The organism is Acinetobacter towneri, assembly GCF_001758345.1.
Classification (GTDB): domain Bacteria; phylum Pseudomonadota; class Gammaproteobacteria; order Pseudomonadales; family Moraxellaceae; genus Acinetobacter; species Acinetobacter towneri_A.
In genome coordinates, this window is sequence record NZ_MKQS01000025.1 from 1 (window position 1) to 18,105 (window position 18,105).

At 42.2% G+C, this 18,105-nt stretch carries 18 protein-coding genes and 1 pseudogene; 11 read left to right on the top strand and 8 right to left on the bottom strand.

Translation table 11 applies throughout. The features are described from left to right. On the top strand, positions 1-269 hold a 269-nt coding region (locus BJN41_RS11415), incomplete at its 5' end, for a transposase domain-containing protein (RefSeq protein ID WP_031970042.1). A 64-nt stretch (positions 270-333) separates the two neighbouring features. On the opposite strand, the gene hcaR is transcribed toward BJN41_RS11415, so the two are convergent. Continuing rightward, on the bottom strand, positions 334-1,236 hold the full coding sequence (gene hcaR, locus BJN41_RS11420; RefSeq protein ID WP_070155332.1) for a DNA-binding transcriptional regulator HcaR: 903 nt from the start codon (positions 1,234-1,236) through the stop codon (positions 334-336). Positions 1,237-1,634: 398 nt separating this feature from the next. Between hcaR and BJN41_RS16085 the strand changes: the two are divergent. Both BJN41_RS16085 and BJN41_RS11425 read left to right on the top strand, forming a co-directional pair. Beyond that, positions 1,635-1,774, top strand: a pseudogene (locus BJN41_RS16085) (EamA family transporter); the annotation flags it as partial. Between the two features lie 188 nt (positions 1,775-1,962). Next, entirely contained in the window at positions 1,963-3,015 is a 1,053-nt protein-coding gene (locus BJN41_RS11425) for an MBL fold metallo-hydrolase (RefSeq protein WP_070155334.1), read from the top strand. 162 nt (positions 3,016-3,177) lie between these two features. On the opposite strand, the gene BJN41_RS11430 is transcribed toward BJN41_RS11425, so the two are convergent. Next, positions 3,178-4,698: a catalase gene (locus BJN41_RS11430; RefSeq protein ID WP_026437976.1), complete on the bottom strand. Its 1,521-nt coding sequence runs from the start codon at positions 4,696-4,698 to the stop codon at positions 3,178-3,180. 808 nt (positions 4,699-5,506) lie between these two features. On the opposite strand from BJN41_RS11430, the gene BJN41_RS11435 reads away from it, so the two are divergent. Next, complete coding sequence (locus BJN41_RS11435; RefSeq protein ID WP_004976081.1) at positions 5,507-5,698, top strand: hypothetical protein; 192 nt, start codon at positions 5,507-5,509, stop codon at positions 5,696-5,698. A 15-nt stretch (positions 5,699-5,713) separates the two neighbouring features. Here the strand turns inward: BJN41_RS11435 and ptsP are convergent, their stop codons facing one another. Further along, a complete protein-coding gene (gene ptsP / locus BJN41_RS11440) occupies positions 5,714-8,011 on the bottom strand; it encodes a phosphoenolpyruvate--protein phosphotransferase (protein ID WP_070155336.1) in 2,298 nt (765 codons plus the stop codon). A 121-nt stretch (positions 8,012-8,132) separates the two neighbouring features. Continuing rightward, the gene (locus BJN41_RS11445; RefSeq protein ID WP_004976084.1) at positions 8,133-8,615 is read right to left on the bottom strand and encodes an RNA pyrophosphohydrolase; all 483 of its coding nucleotides are present in this window, start codon (positions 8,613-8,615) and stop codon (positions 8,133-8,135) included. A 183-nt stretch (positions 8,616-8,798) separates the two neighbouring features. Here BJN41_RS11445 and BJN41_RS11450 point away from each other — a divergent pair, with 183 nt between their 5' ends. Both BJN41_RS11450 and BJN41_RS11455 read left to right on the top strand, forming a co-directional pair. After that, entirely contained in the window at positions 8,799-9,449 is a 651-nt protein-coding gene (locus BJN41_RS11450) for an HAD family hydrolase (RefSeq protein ID WP_070155338.1), read from the top strand. 154 nt (positions 9,450-9,603) lie between these two features. Further along, the gene (locus BJN41_RS11455) at positions 9,604-9,849 is read left to right on the top strand and encodes a DUF2789 domain-containing protein (protein ID WP_070155340.1); all 246 of its coding nucleotides are present in this window, start codon (positions 9,604-9,606) and stop codon (positions 9,847-9,849) included. A gap of 91 nt (positions 9,850-9,940) precedes the next feature. Here the strand turns inward: BJN41_RS11455 and BJN41_RS11460 are convergent, their stop codons facing one another. Next, entirely contained in the window at positions 9,941-10,801 is an 861-nt protein-coding gene (locus tag BJN41_RS11460) for a LysR family transcriptional regulator (RefSeq protein ID WP_070155342.1), read from the bottom strand. Positions 10,802-11,007: 206 nt separating this feature from the next. Beyond that, on the bottom strand, positions 11,008-11,205 hold the full coding sequence (locus tag BJN41_RS11465) for a DUF2061 domain-containing protein (RefSeq protein WP_070155344.1): 198 nt from the start codon (positions 11,203-11,205) through the stop codon (positions 11,008-11,010). 667 nt (positions 11,206-11,872) lie between these two features. On the opposite strand from BJN41_RS11465, the gene leuC reads away from it, so the two are divergent. The 4 genes from leuC (at position 11,873) to leuB (ending at position 15,855) form a co-directional block, all read left to right on the top strand. After that, positions 11,873-13,321: a 3-isopropylmalate dehydratase large subunit gene (gene leuC, locus BJN41_RS11470; protein WP_070155346.1), complete on the top strand. Its 1,449-nt coding sequence runs from the start codon at positions 11,873-11,875 to the stop codon at positions 13,319-13,321. Between the two features lie 98 nt (positions 13,322-13,419). Beyond that, a complete protein-coding gene (gene leuD / locus BJN41_RS11475) occupies positions 13,420-14,070 on the top strand; it encodes a 3-isopropylmalate dehydratase small subunit (protein ID WP_070155348.1) in 651 nt (216 codons plus the stop codon). A gap of 102 nt (positions 14,071-14,172) precedes the next feature. Continuing rightward, positions 14,173-14,736, top strand: a complete 564-nt coding sequence (locus tag BJN41_RS11480; RefSeq protein WP_070155350.1) for a hypothetical protein — start codon at positions 14,173-14,175, stop codon at positions 14,734-14,736. Between the two features lie 39 nt (positions 14,737-14,775). Further along, the gene (leuB, locus tag BJN41_RS11485) at positions 14,776-15,855 is read left to right on the top strand and encodes a 3-isopropylmalate dehydrogenase (protein WP_070155352.1); all 1,080 of its coding nucleotides are present in this window, start codon (positions 14,776-14,778) and stop codon (positions 15,853-15,855) included. Between the two features lie 128 nt (positions 15,856-15,983). Here the strand turns inward: leuB and BJN41_RS11490 are convergent, their stop codons facing one another. Both BJN41_RS11490 and infA read right to left on the bottom strand, forming a co-directional pair. Then, entirely contained in the window at positions 15,984-16,394 is a 411-nt protein-coding gene (locus BJN41_RS11490) for a hypothetical protein (RefSeq protein ID WP_070155354.1), read from the bottom strand. Positions 16,395-16,555: 161 nt separating this feature from the next. Continuing rightward, the gene (gene infA / locus BJN41_RS11495; RefSeq protein WP_001284370.1) at positions 16,556-16,777 is read right to left on the bottom strand and encodes a translation initiation factor IF-1; all 222 of its coding nucleotides are present in this window, start codon (positions 16,775-16,777) and stop codon (positions 16,556-16,558) included. Positions 16,778-17,007: 230 nt separating this feature from the next. On the opposite strand from infA, the gene BJN41_RS11500 reads away from it, so the two are divergent. Beyond that, entirely contained in the window at positions 17,008-18,015 is a 1,008-nt protein-coding gene (locus tag BJN41_RS11500) for an AraC family transcriptional regulator (protein WP_019836002.1), read from the top strand. Positions 18,016-18,105: the final 90 nt, after the last annotated feature.

The window sequence follows — 18,105 nt, forward strand, 5'->3', positions numbered from 1 at the left end:
ATCTGGATGATGGCAATCTACCTATTTGCAATAATTGGGTCGAGAATCAGATGCGTCCCTGGGCGTTGGGGCGCAAGAACTGGCTGTTTGCAGGTTCGCTGCGCAGTGGTCAGCGAGCGGCAAACATCATGACGTTAATCCAGTCAGCAAAGCTGAATGGCTTGGATCCGTATGCCTATTTAAGTGATGTGCTGAAAAGGCTGCCGACACATAAAGTGACCCAGATTGAAGAGTTACTGCCACACTGCTGGAAACCTAAATCGAATTAAAATTGGTATGGGATTCAGCGGACGCTTACTTTGAAAGATTGAATCAATGGGATTGGTTTTAGAATTATTGTTCGCGTTTGATGTCCGAATAGAACACACGCATAAGCAGTACCATAAATTGATGTACTGCAGCGGAATGGCTGTTTTTGCCGTAGCTGATGTATAAATCTAAGTGTGGAAGTTCTACATCAAGTGGGCGGACCACGGTATTATTCATGATCAGAGGGGCAATATAGTCTGGTAAAATAGTGCAGCCCAAGCCCATTCCAATCGAGTCTATATGAAATAAAATGTTGTCCGCCTTTTGGACAATATTAAATTCAATCCCGTTGGCTTTGGCAAAATCCAGAATTGTATGATGCAGGGTCTGTGACTGTTCTACAGAGGGAATAATAAAATCAATACCATTCAAAGCTTTGACAGGAATGCGTTCGTATTTTGCCAATGGATGATCTTTGGGCAAAATAAAAATCAGCGGTTCACGCAGCACAAACTGGCTTTCAATTTCATCACTATTGATATAGTGGTGACTAAAGGTGATGTCGAGTTCACCTTTTTTAATCCTTTTCATTAGCTCAGTGTTGTTTAAACTCAGCAATTCAATTTTTAAATCCGGGTTTTGCACGCGCAGATGTGGCAAGGTATACGGGAAGATTTTCATCTCTGCGACAGGAACAAAGCCAATACGCAGCATTTGCTGTTTGGCTTGCGATACCTGACGTGCCATAGCAACGGCTTTGTCCGCCTGCGCTAACGTTAGACGCGCCTGTTCTAAAAATACAGCACCTTCTTCGGTGAGCTCGACTTTACGTTTGGTACGGTTGAGTAGCTTAACACCTATATCTTCTTCTAAATCTTTAATTTGCTGACTCAGCGAAGGTTGAGCGGTATAAAGCTTAAGCGCCGCTCTACTGAAGTTGAGCTCTTCAGCTACCGTAATGAAGTAGCGAAGGTGACGTAATTCCATGGCGTCATTCCAAATATTAATTCAAAATATGTCTAACTATAGATTAATAAAAGCATAATCCATAAACAACTATGCGCTGAAAATTAGTGGGTCATTCACGAATTAAATAAATTTTCATCATGATGCAACGATTGAAATGCAAAATACAACATTGAATTAATCTATAAAAACTATGAATTGAAGGAAAAGATATTCCCTAAGCATCTCTAAAAACCATTATCCATCAAAAGTTGAGTCTATTTACTTTGTACTATTGTTGGTCACAGGAGAGCTTTTCATGAGTGGAAAATTGATGTGCGCGAAATCGATGTTTTAGTCGATGCAAAAAATGGACATATCACGCCATCTATGGCGCACAGCTATTTATTTACTTGGCCGCCAATTGTCTAAGCTCAGGTTTAATGGCGCTGATTTTAGGTGCGACCTTAAATAATCAATACATCGCATGAATGCGTTAATTGGTATTGCCGTGGTCATGTTTAGGGTTGTAATGTATTTCTGGAAAGAATGGCGCGAACAGTATTTCTGCAAAGGCTAATTTTGCAGTGCTGAGTTGTTGTCCGATACGACTTTTTTCTCAAAACAACAAAAACATAAAGGAAATTGCCCGCTTGATTTCGCTACTATGCGTGATAGAGTCAACACATGAACCAAAGCTGTGTTTATTTCTGAACAGATCAGGATTAAAAGCATCATGGCCGATGCGCTATATATTATTGGGCTTACATGAACAACGTGGAACAAAAGCATTTTCAACTGCCAACGGAAGCCTGTTGGTCACATACTTGGCGTAAACCCAAGCTACAGTTTTTGCCTTCAAATCATTATGATGGCACGCAGTTTTTTAATCCTGTGGCATACCCTGAGGGGCGCAGCCAAACCGATTTGCTGAAATGGTTGCTAAAACGTAAATCGAACAGCTGGAAGGTCAATGCTCAACAAGAGGCACAACAGTTCTTTGCAACGCCGCGTGCGGTTCCACAATTACGCCCACAGGCCAGTTTGGATGATTGGCAAGTCTGGTTTGTAGGGCATGCCACTGTATTGATTCAAATTGGCCCCTATAACATATTGACTGATCCAGTCTGGGCAGAGCATGCTAGCCCAAAGCAGGGGCGAGGACCTAAACGTGCTTGTCCTGCAGGGATTGCACTGGAAGATTTACCGACCATTCATGCTGTATTGTTAAGCCATAACCATTATGACCACATGGATTTAGCTACCTTAAAATGGCTAAATCATCAATTTGCCATGCCTATTTACACAGGTTTGGGTAATGGTTGTTATTTGCCGCCTGACTTGAATGTGATTGAAATGGACTGGTGGCAATCGGCTTTGTTTAAAGAAATGAAAATAATCTACACTCCTGCTCAACATGGTTCGGGGCGTGGTGCACGTGATCAGAACATGGCGTTATGGGGCGGTTTTTCTATTTTGCATGGGCAAGACCATTGTTTTTTTGCGGGCGATACGGGTTATTCACCACACTTTAAAGAAATTCAAACCCGCATTGGTGCACCACGCGTGGCACTTTTGCCGATTGGTGCTTATGAACCGCGCAATTTAATGCGTTATATGCACATGAATCCTGAAGATGCTTTTCAGGCGCATAAAGACTTACATTCAAAATGCTCATTGGCAATTCACTATCGAACCTTTGAATTGACCGATGAAGGACGTGCTCAGCCTGAGGCAGATTTGCATCAAGCCATGAAGCGTTCATCTAAATTAATGAATCCATTTTATTGTATTCGTGAAGGTAAAAAATTAATTGTTTAGTCTTTTAAAAACTAGACCTTAAATAAAAATGACATGCAACTTTTCACGCTCTGAAAAGTAGCAACGAGAGATATAGAACACAAAGCCCCTATCGAAATAGGGGCTTTGTTTTGGTGTTTAAAGTCTTGCTGTTCAGACTGACTTGATCTTTAAGTACAAAGATTACAGTACGCCTGGCTGACCAAGTGCAGGGTCGCTGGCACGTGCTGCTTGCGCATCAGCAACGGTCATGCCTAAAGCTGCAGCAACGCCTTCCCCATAAGCAGGATCACATGCGTAACAGTTGCGAATATGACGATACTTAATAAAGTCTAAAGCATCCCCCATCGCACGTGCCGTGTTATCAAATAGTGCCTGTTTTTGCTCAGGATTCATTAAATTAAACAATGCACGAGGCTGGCTGAAGTAGTTGCTATCGTCTTCACGATAATCCCAGAAATCTGCATCGCCACGAATTTTGAGTGGCGGTTCGCGGTATTGCGGTTGCTCTTGCCATTGGTGGAAGCTGTTTGGCTCATAGTGCGGCAAGCTACCATAGTTACCATCCATGCGACCCTGACCATCACGACGGTTGGAGTGTACAGGGCAGCGTGCGGCATTCACTGGAATTTGTGAATGGTTTACACCAACACGGTAACGCGCAGCATCAGCATAGTTGACCAAACGCGCTTGTAACATGCGGTCTGGCGAGTAGCTAATCCCCGGTACAAGGTTGCTTGGTGCAAAGGCAGCCTGTTCAACATCTTGGAAATAGTTTTCAGGGTTGCGGTTGAGTTCAAACTCACCTACTTCAATGAGTGGATAGTCACCTTTTGGCCAAACTTTGGTAAGGTCAAATGGGTGATAAGGGACTTTTTCTGCATCCAGTTCAGGCATGATTTGCACGAACAGCGTCCATTTCGGGAAATCACCACGTTCAATGGCGTTGTAAAGGTCGGTCTGGCTGCTTTCACGGTCACGACCAATCAATTCTGCTGCTTCAGCATCGGTTAGGTTTTGAATGCCTTGTTGAGTGCGGAAGTGGAATTTTACCCAGAAACGCTCATTGTTGGCATTAATAAAGCTATAGGTATGACTACCAAAACCATGCATGTGACGATAACCGACTGGAATACCGCGATCCGACATGACAATGGTCACTTGGTGGAGTGCTTCTGGCAGTAACGTCCAGAAATCCCAGTTATTGGTGGCGTCACGCAGATTGGTACGTGGGTCACGTTTAACTGCTTTATTTAGGTCAGGGAACTGACGCGGGTCACGGAAAAAGAACACGGGTGTGTTGTTGCCGACCAAATCCCAGTTACCTTCTTCGGTATAGAATTTTAAGGCAAAACCACGAATATCGCGCTCTGCATCGGCAGCGCCACGCTCACCAGCAACGGTAGAGAAGCGCGCAAACATTTCAGTTTTTTTACCCACTTCAGAGAAAATTTTAGCACGGGTATATTGGCTAATATCGTGAGTGACCGTAAAGGTACCAAATGCACCTGAACCTTTGGCATGCATACGTCGCTCAGGAATCACTTCACGCACAAAGTTGGCAAGTTTTTCATTCAGCCATAAATCTTGTGCAAGCAGTGGACCACGTGCACCTGCGGTCATACTATTTTGGTTATCTACAACAGGTGCGCCTGCATCGGTGGTTAAATGCGTCACAGGGCATTTTTTTATCTCTTGGCTCATCATTGTTCTCCATTATTGTGATCCTCATGTAGGGGGCTGCATTAGAAACTTATCTTCATAAAGCAAGCGGCCATGAACCGTTTTGTTGGTTTAAAAAATCAACTACAACACCACAATATCATGCAGATTGGGCTTTGTAGATGAAAGCTTTTCAAATCTCACCATTTTAATGTAAAACGATTTTATTGATTTCACAAATAGATAAATATGTTGCTTATGATTGGTATATTCGATTGTATTTTGTGAATTAAATAATCATTTTTTGCAGCATGAAATGTCTGAAACGCAGAGGCCTAGTTGCACAAACATTGGAAAGGGAGGCGCCCCGAACTGAGCCAAACTTAAGGTGTAACTTGGTTAAGTGATCAATCTAATTACGCAAATCTGTTGAGGACTGCTACACGTGCATACATCATCGAACCAAGTGTTGATATTTCCGCGATGAATGAGAGCTCGGTTATATCAAAACCAATGGTTGTAGGATAAAGTTTAGGTGTAGGCTTATTCATTTGAAAAATTATATTTTGAAAAAAACTTGGAAATAGGGGTATGCAACAAAGCTAGGTATTAATAAAAAAAACGCGCCAATAATTTATTTATCTTCCATTCATCTTAACCCTATTGAGCAGAAATCGCTTGTAAAATGTGCAAAAAAGCTTATGATCGGCTTCCCAATTTAATATGCAACATTGGGGAGAGAGTTGTGACGTGCTACAGAATCAATTAGCTTGAATTTTCTCTTAACATCTCCATTTATAAAGAGTAGTGACACTACTCATTTCAATGATCAACCGAAAGGAACAGCGCAATGGCAAAGAAAAAACAGCCTGAGCTTATTCAGCATAATTTTGTAGCCAAGCACATGCACGAGGTGAACAAAAGTCAGGTTTTTGTAGACCGTAAGAAAAATGCCAAACGAGGCTATAGCAAACACAAACAAGGGCGATATTCCGATGATTATCGCCCTTGTTGTTTTTGGAGTGAATGGTGTGTTGCTTGAGGCTTAAACTAAGTTTTATGGAGATACGATACGTGTCGCCAGTTTCACCATATCGCCCAAGCCATGGGTTTTAAAATAATATTCCATCAGACTTTTTACCATCAGCGGATTATTCATTTTTAAGGCCTGATCTAACAAATGCTGTGCATCAGTCATCGGTACATGACAAATTGCTTTACGCACCCGCAAGATATTACTTGAGCTCATCGACAGGGTGTTAAAGCCCATAGCCATCAGAATTATCGCAGACAGTGGATCTCCCGCCATTTCGCCACAAACGCTCACAGGCTTGTCATATTTATGACATTCTTTCACCAAGCGGGTTAAGGCGCGCAGTACTGCAGGATGAAAGTGTGAATAGACATTGGCCACGCGCGGATTGTTACGATCTACTGCCAATAAATACTGGGTTAAATCGTTTGACCCCACCGAGAAAAAATCCACCAACGGGGCAAATTCATCAATTTGCAGCAGCACACTCGGCACTTCCACCATAATACCAATTTTCGGTTTGGTGATTTTGACCTGTTCTTCTTCCTGCACTGCTTGCAAGTCACGATCTAGCAAATACAAGGCTTCTTCAACCTCGCTGACACTGGTGATCATTGGCAGCAAAATATGCAGATTATTCAAACCAATACTGGCTTTGAGCATGGCACGAATTTGCGAAGAAAAAATTTCAGGATGATCTAGCGTGAAGCGAATCCCGCGCCAACCCAAAGCCGAGTTTTCTTCTTCAATCGAAAAGTACGGCAAGTCCTTGTCTGCGCCAATATCTAGTGTACGCATTACCACAGGTTTGTTGGCAAAGTGACTGAGTTGTTGGCGGTAAATGGCACGCTGTTCTTCTTCACCCGGAAAACGATCACGTAGCATAAATGGAATTTCAGAACGATATAAACCAACGCCTTTGGCACCGCGTTGTACGCCACGCACCACGTCAATCATTAAGCCCGTATTGACATACAATTTTACCGCTACGCCGTCAGGGGTAATGGCATCTTTGGTTTCATATTGTTTGAGGTCTTTGGCAATCTGTTCTTCTTCTTTTTGAATTTCTTTATAGCGCGTCCGCATGCGACGTGGCGGGTTGATAAACACCCGCCCTTGATGCGCATCTACAATCATTTCCACATCGTCTAGGCTGTTGATGGGCAACTCAGTCACGCCAACTACAGTTGGAATACCCAAAGCGCGTGCCACAATCACCATGTGTGAGTTCATCGCGCCTTCGGTGGTGACAATTGCAGCAATTTTATCGACAGGCAGTTCTACCAAAGCTGCGGTGGAGATTTCTTCACCAATTAAAATACTTTCATCGGTCAGTTCGCGGTGACTGGCATCGGCTTCTTGTAAAGAGGCGAGAATACGACGCCCTAAATCTTTCAGGTCAGAAACACGTTCGCGTAAATAGTCATCTTCCATTTGCGAAAATAGGGCAATGTGATTTTCAATCACAATACGCACTGCACCTTGTGCCCAGTTACCTTCACGAATCAGTTCTTTAATTTCTGCAGGCAGGGCATTTTCATCTAGCATACGCAGGAACACACTGAATAAAGCGCGTTCTTCTGCCATTAAAGCATCCTGCATTTTATCATCTAGCGCCTGAATTTCTTGACGTACTGCATCTAGAGCATTGTCTAGTAAAGTCAGTTCTTCACTAATGTCATCGGCTTCACGGTCAGGTACAGCGGCCAAATCTGCAGGGGGATACAGAATTACCGCACGGCCGATTGCAAYTCCGCCTGAACCGGATACGCCCTGAAAGGTTTTGTAGGCAGGCAGGTTGTTGGGTTTGCGGAATACATCAATATTGCCCACGGCATGCGCATGCGCAATGACACCAGAAAGCTGGGCGCAGAGCGTCACTAAAAAAGACTCTGCCGCTTCAGAAAAGTCTTGTTTATCCTTGTTTTGCACCACAAGAACGCCCATCACTTTACGACGATACATGACAGGTACGCCAAGGAAGGAATTATAAATTTCCTCACCTGTTTCGGCTAAATACATGAAGCGTTCATGTTTAGGCGCATCGTCTAGATTGACGATTTCTTCACGCTGTCCAACCAGTCCGACTAGACCTTCGCTGGTATGTAAAGACACATGTCCCACAGATTCAGGGTTTAAACCCTTTGAAGCCATGAGGAGGTAGCGTTGATTACGTTCATCCAACAGGTAAATTGAGCAGACATCCACATGCATGGCTTCTGCGACCTGATTGACCATAATGTCGAGTGATTCATGCAAACTGGTGGACGCATTAATTTCTTGCACAATGCGTCTAAGGGTATCCAGTTGCATGTTTGACATACGCGCTACTCCATATTTAGATGGGTTATTTTTAGGTCAGTTGTTACACAGCTCATGACCCTAAGTTATCACAACTGCGTCTATAACATTAAGTTTAAAAACCTACAATTTTTGCAGGTTTTTAAGGTTTTTTGAGCGGTAATTGATTACACAATTCCACCATCGCTTTACGGTAGACGTCACGTTTAAAATTGACGACTTGACCGAGCGGATACCAGTAACTGACCCATTGCCATTGATCAAATTCAGGCGGGTCTGACAAATTCAGCCGAATATGATGTGCTGAAGCCGTCAGTTGCAATAAAAACCACTTCTGTTTTTGACCAATACATACTGGGTCTGAATCCGTGCGTATGTACCGATGTGGCAAACGATAACGCAGCCAACCTTTAGTTTGCGCGATAACTTGGACGTGTTCGGGCAGTAAGCCAACTTCTTCTCTCAGCTCACGATAAAGTGCCTGTTCAGGGGTTTCTCCATATTGGATACCTCCTTGCGGAAATTGCCATGCATTGTGACCAATGCGTTTTGCCCATAAAACTTGTCCAAACTCGTTTGCCAAAATGATCCCGACATTGGGTCGGAAACCTTCTGAGTCGATCATTTGGCTACCTAAATATTGTTTAATTTATGACTTTGCACTCGGGGATGATGATTTCTTTTCTCCAACTCGAAAACGCAAAGTGTAAATAATGTTAAAATTGCTATGATCTTAACGAATTTCTATCGACTAGCGGAGATAGATTTACAATTTTTTTCTTAAATTTCAGTTTTTACGAGTATTTTCATGAAATTGGCGCTATTTGATCTCGATCACACCTTGTTAAATACTGATTCAGATCATTCTTGGGGTGAGTTTTTGGTAAGTGAAGGCTTGGTCGATCCTGTTCGCCATCGCGCCATGAACGACAAGTTTTATGAAGACTACAAAGCAGGGCAACTCGACCCAATTGCATATAACGAATTTGTATTTGAGTTTTTAACCCAGCACGACAATCAGTACCTCACAGATTTGCATGAATTATTTATGCAAAAGGTGATTCGTCCACAAATGCGCCCTGAAGGGTTTAAAGCTATTCAGCGTCATCAAGAATTAGGGCATGAATTGGTGGGGATTACAGCAACATCTGACTTTATTACTGCACCTATTTTCCGTGAGTTTGGTATTAGTGAAATTATTGCCACCAATGCCGAAGTGGTCGATGGTAAATATACAGGCAAAGTCATTAATACTGCGTGTTATCAACAAGGCAAGTTGGTGCGTTTGGAGCAGTGGCTTGCAGGGCGAGAAGTCACAGAATCTTGGGCATATTCAGACTCAATTAATGACCGTTTCTTGTTGGAATATGCAGATCACGCCATTGCTGTAAATCCTGATGCACGTTTACAGGCTTTGGCTGAAGAGCAAGGTTGGGATGTGCAGGACTGGTCAATTTAAGTCTGAATTTTTTTGAGGTGTTGCTACTTTGGCTTTTACTAGCTTATTGATTTGTTTTTTGTTTTTATTTATTGCAATGTTGGATTATGTCATTCATTTTTAGAATAGGCATGCTAAGGTAAGGCAAGAATTAAAAATGATCAGGAGTGAAAAAATGAGTGGTGTACGCCCAAGAATGACACATTTATTTGAACAACTGGGTTTGGATGCCAGTGAAGCCGCGATTCAGCAATTTATTGAAACGCATCAATTGAATGCGGAAACAACAATTGCCGAGGCAGAATTTTGGACGGAAGCACAGCGTCAGTTCATCGTCGAAAAAATCAAATCGGATGGTTCATGGGCAATAGTGGTAGATCAATTGAATGAATCTTTGCATGAAGATTCGGTGAATCGTTAAGATTTCACTTGCGCCCAGATTGAGCCAATAAAAAACACTCTCAGTACAATCATGTCTGAGGGTGTTTTCATTTCAAAAAACCATTAATCTTTTAGTGTTTCATCATCTCAATCAATTCTAACACAGCGCGTGATTGCGTCCGTCCCGGATGCCATACCATGCCCAATTGACGGTTCATTTCCAAGTCAATATCTAACTGTTGTAAGTCCTGATTGACCAACGTTTTAGGTAAAACAGACCATCCCAAACCAATTGACACTAACATCCGAATAGATTCTAGCGGATTGTTGCTCATGGTAACTTTGGGTTTGACGCCTTGCTTTTCAAATTCTGCCAAAGTGATTTGACTGGTATAAGTTTGCGCGGCRGGCAACAAACTTGGGTAGGCGAGTAAATCGGTCAATTGCAGGTTTTTCTGATGTGCAAGCGGATGAAAAGGTGCGACCACAAACACTAATGGATCATTCCAAATGGTGACATAAKACAGACGTTCATCTAATTTGGGCGGTAAGGTCAGAAAAGCCAGTTCTAAATCGCCCGCCAAAACTTGTTCATGTGCCTGTTCAGAATCGACAAAATGCACATCTAGCGTGACGTTGGGAAATTCCTGCACATATTCACGCAAATGATTGGGTAAATGATGCAAACCAATATGGTGACTGGTGCCAATTTTCAGTTTGCCTTGAACCTGTCCTTGCTCATGACTGAGGGTGTGGTGAATATCGCCGAGTTCATTCAGCCAGTTTTTAACTTTGGGCAATAATGAATGTGCTGCATGCGTGGCTTGCACCCCACGACCTGCCGACTCAAACAGCTTCACGCCAAAATAGCCTTCTAAGCTGTGAATGCGTTTGGTCACCGCGGGCTGGGTTATAAATAACTGATCTGCTGCCAAAGAAATAGAACCTGTTTCCATGACTTTTACAAAGGCTTCAAAGGCTGCAAGATTCATTTGCACCATCCATAAAGATTTTTTATTACTGTATTTATTATTTAGAAAAAATTAGAATTAATCAAAACAAATTCTACTTATTTTGAAACTATGCTGTCGGGATGATCTAATCGATATACAGTAAATATAAAAAAGATCATCGTGGGCCGTAACCATGATGATCTCAAATTTAAATGGAATATTCACAAACAGAATCTTTACAGCCGTTAAGCGATAATTTTAGAATTTTGCGTTTGTGCTTTCTTTTCCCAAATACGCTCGTGAATGAAATAAGCTACAGCTTGTACTGTCGGTTCGACCAAACTCAAGGTAATCGCCATCCAAATATTGCCTGTGACTACATAACCGACCACCATCGCCACAGTGATGTGCATGATGTAATAGCTTAAAGTTTTTTTGAACATCCGTTGATTGTTGGCGACAAATTTTGAATATGGCTCATGTGAATACTCCTTCTGCTGCTTTGAGCGTTTTCTGTGTGGATAGCTAAAGGATAATCATTCTTATTTAATTTGTAAAAGCGAATAATTTTGTAATTTTAATTGGAAAATTAGATTTTAATAGTAAGATTACAAGGTCAAGATTTTAAGCATCTATTCAGTTTTGCTTATAGGCATGTTGTAATCAATCAATAAAAATTATTTTGCTTGAAAGAATAAAGGGTCTGCTGACATTTCATAAATGGCTTGCGCTGTAGGCTAAAACTGAGTAGATCAGGCATGAAATGCAGGGAATAGCGAGACTATTGCCAAGTTTCATAACGCAATCTGAGAAAGTTTTAGCCACATGAGCAAAAACAAAGCATTGCTTTGTTTGCTGCGCAAGGGGACAAGCATATTTTTTGCTGCTATTGCGTTATGAGTCAGTCATTTAGAATGACTAAATTTCCTGCCTCATGCCTTATATCAGCTAAAAAATATGCATTGTCGCAAACATAGACGAAGTGTCAATAGACCCTAAAAATTCCTAAAAGTTTTTAAATTAATAAAAATGATAAATTAGATTTATACAAATTCGCGGTTATAATCAAATTAATGAAAAAATTACCCAGTCCAGTGGAGTAGATCTGACATGGCAGGCGAAAACCAACAAGCACAAAATCCAACTGCAAAAACTTTGTATGACAAATTGTGGGATGATCACTTGGTCACTCAACGTGATGATGGCTCGGCTTTATTGTATATCGACCGTCATTTATTGCATGAAGTGACTTCTCCACAAGCCTTTGAAGGTTTGCAACTTGCAGGACGTAAACCGTGGCGTTTAAGTGCCAACGTGGCAACGCCTGACCATAACGTACCAACGTCAAAGAAAGAACGTGCGGACGGTATTGCGGGTATTGAAGATGATACTTCACGTATTCAGGTACAAACTTTAGATGACAACTGTAAAACCTTTAATGTGGTGCAGTTTGACATCAACGACATCCGTCAGGGGATTGCGCACGTGGTTGGGCCTGAGCAGGGCTTAACTTTGCCAGGTATGACCGTGGTTTGTGGTGACTCACATACAGCGACTCACGGTGCATTTGGGTGTTTAGCGCATGGTATTGGGACGTCTGAAGTTGAACACGTATTAGCAACCCAATGCTTAGTTCAAAAGAAAATGAAAAACATGCTAGTGCGTGTAGATGGCAAATTAGGTCAAGGTGTTACACCGAAAGATGTCGTTTTGGCGATCATTGGTAAAATTGGTACGGCAGGCGGTACAGGCCACGCGATTGAATTTGGTGGTCAAGTATTCCGTGATATGTCGATTGAAGGCCGTATGACCGTATGTAACATGGCGATTGAAGCAGGCGCGCGTGTAGGTATGGTTGCTGTCGATGACAAAACCATTGAATACGTGAAAGATCGTAATTACGCACCGAAAGGCGAGCAATGGGACGCTGCAGTTGCCTATTGGAATACCTTACACTCAGATGAAGGCGCGCACTTTGACACCGTAGTGGTATTACAAGGCGAAGAAATTGAGCCGCAAGTGTCTTGGGGAACTTCACCTGAAATGGTCATTCCAGTATCACAAGCCGTACCAACTTTAGAGCAGGCGAAAGATGATGTACAGCGCAATGACTGGACGCGTGCTTATCAATATATGGGCTTAACTGCAGGTCAGTCTTTGGCAGATATTCAATTAGACCGCGTATTTATTGGCTCATGCACCAACTCGCGTATTGAAGATATTCGTGCAGCCGCTGAAGTGATTAAAGGTCGTAAAGTTGCAGCAAGAATTAAACAGGCGATGGTGGTTCCAGGTTCTGGTTTAGTTAAGCAACAAGCGGAACAAGAAGGCTTAGACAAAGTGTTTGTAGAAGCAGGCTTTGAATGGCGTGAACCAGGTTGCTCAATGTGCTTGGCTATGAATGCAGACAAATTGCAACCAGGTGAACACTGTGCATCGACTTCAAACCGTAACTTTGAAGGTCGTCAAGGTAACGGTGGTCGTACCCATTTGGTGAGTCCAGCAATGGCAGCTGCAGCAGCCATCGCAGGTCATTTTGTAGACATACGTTCATTCTAAGTTATGCCTTCATCCTAGTCTTCTCTCTGTAGAGAAGGCGTTCTCTCTCATTATCGGAGAGGGCAAGGGAGAGGTTACGGATTCAGTGAGAATTAAACATGAAAAAATATACCGTTGAACAAGGTATCGTTGCGCCATTAGACCGTGCGAATGTCGATACAGACTTAATTATTCCAAAACAGTTTTTGAAATCGATCAAACGTACAGGTTTCGGTGAAAACTTATTTGATGAATTGCGTTATTTAGATGAAGGTTATCCGGGTCAGGACAATTCAAAACGTCCGATTAATACTGAGTTTCTGTTGAATCAGCCACGTTATCAAGGTGCTTCAATCTTAATTTCACGTGCCAACTTTGGTTGTGGTTCAAGCCGTGAGCATGCACCTTGGGCATTGAATGAATATGGTTTCCGTACCGTTATTGCACCAAGTTTTGCCGACATTTTCTTCAATAACTGCTTTAAAAACGGCATGTTGCCTGTGATCTTGTCTGAAGAGCAGGTCGAGCAATTGTTTCAAGAATGTGCGGCAACAGAAGGTTATCAATTAACCATCGACTTGGAAGCGCAAGAAGTACGCACACCAAGCGGTACGGCATTTAAGTTTGAAGTAGATCCATTCCGTAAACACTGTTTATTGAATGGTTTGGATGATATTGGCTTAACATTACAAGCAGCCGATGACATTCGTGCTTATGAAGAGAAAACCAAGCAGTCGCGTCCGTGGGTTTTTGCCGAAATTCAGGCATAAATTCGCTGAAATTTGTCATAGCATCGCTGCCTAACTCTTGCTAACATCGGCACATAATAATTTTTATATTTTGTATCTAACAGGTGAGGTTAGGGGCGAATAATGACTAAAATTTTCGGTCGGCTTGCTGTCATTGGATTATGTATCACTACGCTAAGCGCATGCCAAACGTGGAATACAGCACGCATTAAACAGGTGAAAGAAACTGAACAAAGCAAATCCAATGCGCTGATTTACTGTGCGGGTACAGATAATTGTGAGTTTGAGCGTTTAAATACGGTCACCATTGTCGATGCAGAAAAACATCGTGTTACACGTGCTGCCATTCAAGAGGGTTTGGTGCGTTTACAGGAATCATCCTTAAATAAATCCAATGCCTTGTATTTATCTGTACCGCCTAAACAACATGAATTGGTGATTCGCTTTTATCCCATTTCTAAAGATCGTGCAGAAAAATTGCATGTGATTCATAAGTTTAATGCCAAGCAAAAATATACCTTTAGAATGTATCGTGACCGCAGTCGTAGTAAAGGCAGCTTGTTAAGTGTATCTGCGCCAGATCCTTTATGTGTAGATTTGGTGCAAAACAGCACAACTATTCGACGTTTTTGCAAACCCTACAATGTCTTAAATGGCTTGGGTGAGTTTGTAGAACAAAAAATTTAATCCCACAGTCTTTGACTGTCAAGAACAATGGAAAATCTCATGTCAAAACATATTTTGATTTTAGCTGGTGACGGCATTGGTCCAGAAATTGTGAAAGCTGCTGAACAAGTGCTTACACGTGTCAATGAAAAATTCAATTTGGGTTTGACTTGGGAACAAGGTTTATTGGGTGGCTCTGCAATTGATGTACATGGCGAACCATACCCAGAAGTGACATCTGAGCAAGCGAAAAAAGCCGATGCAATTTTATTGGGTGCAGTCGGTGGTCCAAAATGGGACAACATTGAGCGTTCAATCCGTCCTGAGCGTGGCTTGTTAAAATTGCGTTCAGAACTCAATTTGTTTGCTAACTTACGTCCTGCAATTTTGTATCCACAATTGGCAGATGCTTCAAGCTTAAAACCTGAAATTGTATCGGGCTTAGATATCTTAATCGTGCGTGAGTTGACGGGTGGTATTTACTTCGGTCAGCCACGCGGTATCCGTGAATTAGAAAACGGTGAAAAACAAGGTTTTAACACTGACGTATATGCTGAGTCAGAAATCAAACGTATTGCAAAAGTCGCGTTTGAAATGGCGAAATTGCGTGGTGGTAAAGTATGTTCGGTGGATAAAGCAAATGTACTAGAAGTGACTGAGTTGTGGAAGCAAACTGTGACTCAGTTACATGCAGAACAATACCCAGAAATCAACTTGTCGCACATGTATGTCGATAACGCAGCGATGCAATTGGTACGTGCGCCAAAACAATTCGACGTCTTGGTAACAGGTAACTTATTTGGCGACATCTTGTCAGATGAAGCGGCGATGTTGACAGGTTCTATTGGTATGTTGCCATCTGCATCTTTAGACGAAAATGGTAAAGGGATGTATGAGCCTTGCCATGGTTCAGCGCCAGATATCGCAGGTCAAAACTTGGCAAACCCGTTGGCAACCATTCTTTCTGTGGCAATGATGCTACGTTACACTTTCCGTGAAGAAGAGGCAGCCAAAGCCATTGAAGATGCGGTAGGCAACGTATTGGATCAAAACTTGCGTACTGCCGACATTATGTCTGAAGGTATGAACAAAGTCGGTACAGTGGAAATGGGTCAGGCTGTTGTTGCGGCATTGAACTAATTTCAAACCTTCAATATTTAAGCCAAATCGCATCTCTAAATGTGATGAACTTAAAGCAAACGCAGTCTTCGGACTGTGTTTTTTTGTGCAGTGAATTTCGTGCTACTATTTAGTAAAGTGATGTTTATTTAGCAGAGTTGTCCACTATAAGACACAGAGGTCGCAATGTTTTGTTCTAAATGGAAAATAATATAGCAGGACAGCGCCAAATCATAACTTTCATGACTAGGAATGCCCGTGTTTAAAGGAACTGCACCAATTCCTGTGGTTGGATGCTGCGCCATTGGAATAGGAATCCGTACAGGACGAATGACCTGGTAGCGTAAGGTTTGTTTAGTGTGTTCGACTGTACCCACTTGTTGATAGCCTATTTGGCTTAACTGCAAGTGTGTCAAAATATAGGCACTTGATTGACCCACAAACTGCTGTAAATAGGCGTCCCGGCTTAAGGCAGAGTGAGGTGGATGGCTACTACAGGCACTCAAAGGAATACCTAAAATTGAAGCAATAATCATCGTAACGCAGGATCGAAATAACATGCTTTTTCTCCCTTGCTCAAAAGTTTATTGTAGAAGCCAATGCAAGAAAAGAATGTGGTGATTCGATAAGTGGTGAAAAGCAAGAATGAAAGGCTAGGCAGAAATTTTTGAAGTTAACGTAAAAAAGCCACTCCGAAAGTGGCTTTAGCTTACACTAAAACTTAGCGTGCGCGGTAAGTGATGCGACCCTTTGTTAAGTCGTAAGGGGTCATTTCAACTTTCACACTGTCACCCGTTAAAATACGAATATAGTGTTTACGCATTTTACCAGAAATGTGAGCAATCACTTCATGACCGTTTTCTAAACGTACACGAAACATAGTATTAGGAAGCGTTTCGGTGACAACGCCTTCGAACTCGATGAGTTCCTCTTTATTGGCCATAGCCTACCTGAGTATCAAATTGGAAAGGCGCAAATTATAGGCAATTTATCTGCAAAAATCAAGATGCTTAACCCTGTACGCCGACCATCTGTTAGTAAAATAAGCGAATCATCGGTTTATACTTTTTCTGTAAAAATAGGCTTGGGTAGGTTGTCAGTTCGGTCAATCGCAGTTAATCTAATTTTAATCTTTTTAAGTATAAATGAAGTACATACAAGGAAGGTTTTTGCGTGGGTCAGCTAACAGATGCATCGGTTGTATTGCGATTAGGCTACCAAGCGATTCGTCGTGCGGGGTTGCCAACCGAAGAAATTTTAACAAAAGCTGGTGTGGCCTTAAATCAGGTCGAAGCCAATGAGCGTACGCCTTTAAATGCACAATATGCGTTTTGGGTTGCGGCTGAGGAAGTCAGTAAAGACCCTGATATTGGTTTACATCTGGGGGAACATTTGCCACTTTACCGTGGGCAAGTGATTGAACATTTGTTTATTTCTTCAGAAAACTTTGGTGAAGGTCTAAAACGCGCTTTGGCTTATCAACGACTAATTAGTGATGCTTTTGATGCCAAATTGGTAGTGGAAGATGGTCGCTGCTATTTAACCAATGGTGTGCAGCCAGGGTCAGAAAATATCGTTAATCGTCATTTTTCTGAATGCGCCATGTCGGGTGTTTTACGATTCTTTAAATTTATTACTGAAGGTCGTTTTCAGCCCATTTATATCGACTTTAACTTTAGTCAAGGCGCTACTGATGATGAATATTTCCGTGTCTTTGAATGTCCTGTGAGTTTGGGGCAGAAAGAAACGCGTTTGTATTTTGATCCGAGTATTTTGGATTATCCGCTGTGGCAGGCAGAGCCGGAGTTGTTGCAATTAAATGAACAGTTGGCATTGGAAAAGCTACAGGAACTGGCGCGTTATGACTTGGTTGGTGAAGTGCGCCGTGCTATTGGTTCAACCTTAGAAAGTGGCGAAACCACCTTGGAAACAGTAGCGGCGCAATTGAATATCACACCACGCCGTTTGCGTACCCAATTGAGTGAAGCCAATACCAGTTTTCAGCAAATTCTGTCCGATTATCGCTGTCGTCTGGCTAAACGATTATTATCGAATACCAATGAAAGTGTGGAGCGGATTGTGTACTTAACGGGTTTTTCAGAGCCAAGTACGTTCTATCGTGCCTTTAAGCGCTGGACCAATGAAACCCCAGTGGAATATAGAAAACGTAAACAACGTTAAATTACCTGTTAAGTCCCTCCTATAAAAGGAGGGATCTTTTTATTACTTTAATTTTGCAGGTCTGTGGTTTGTCTTCTATAAGGCGGGATC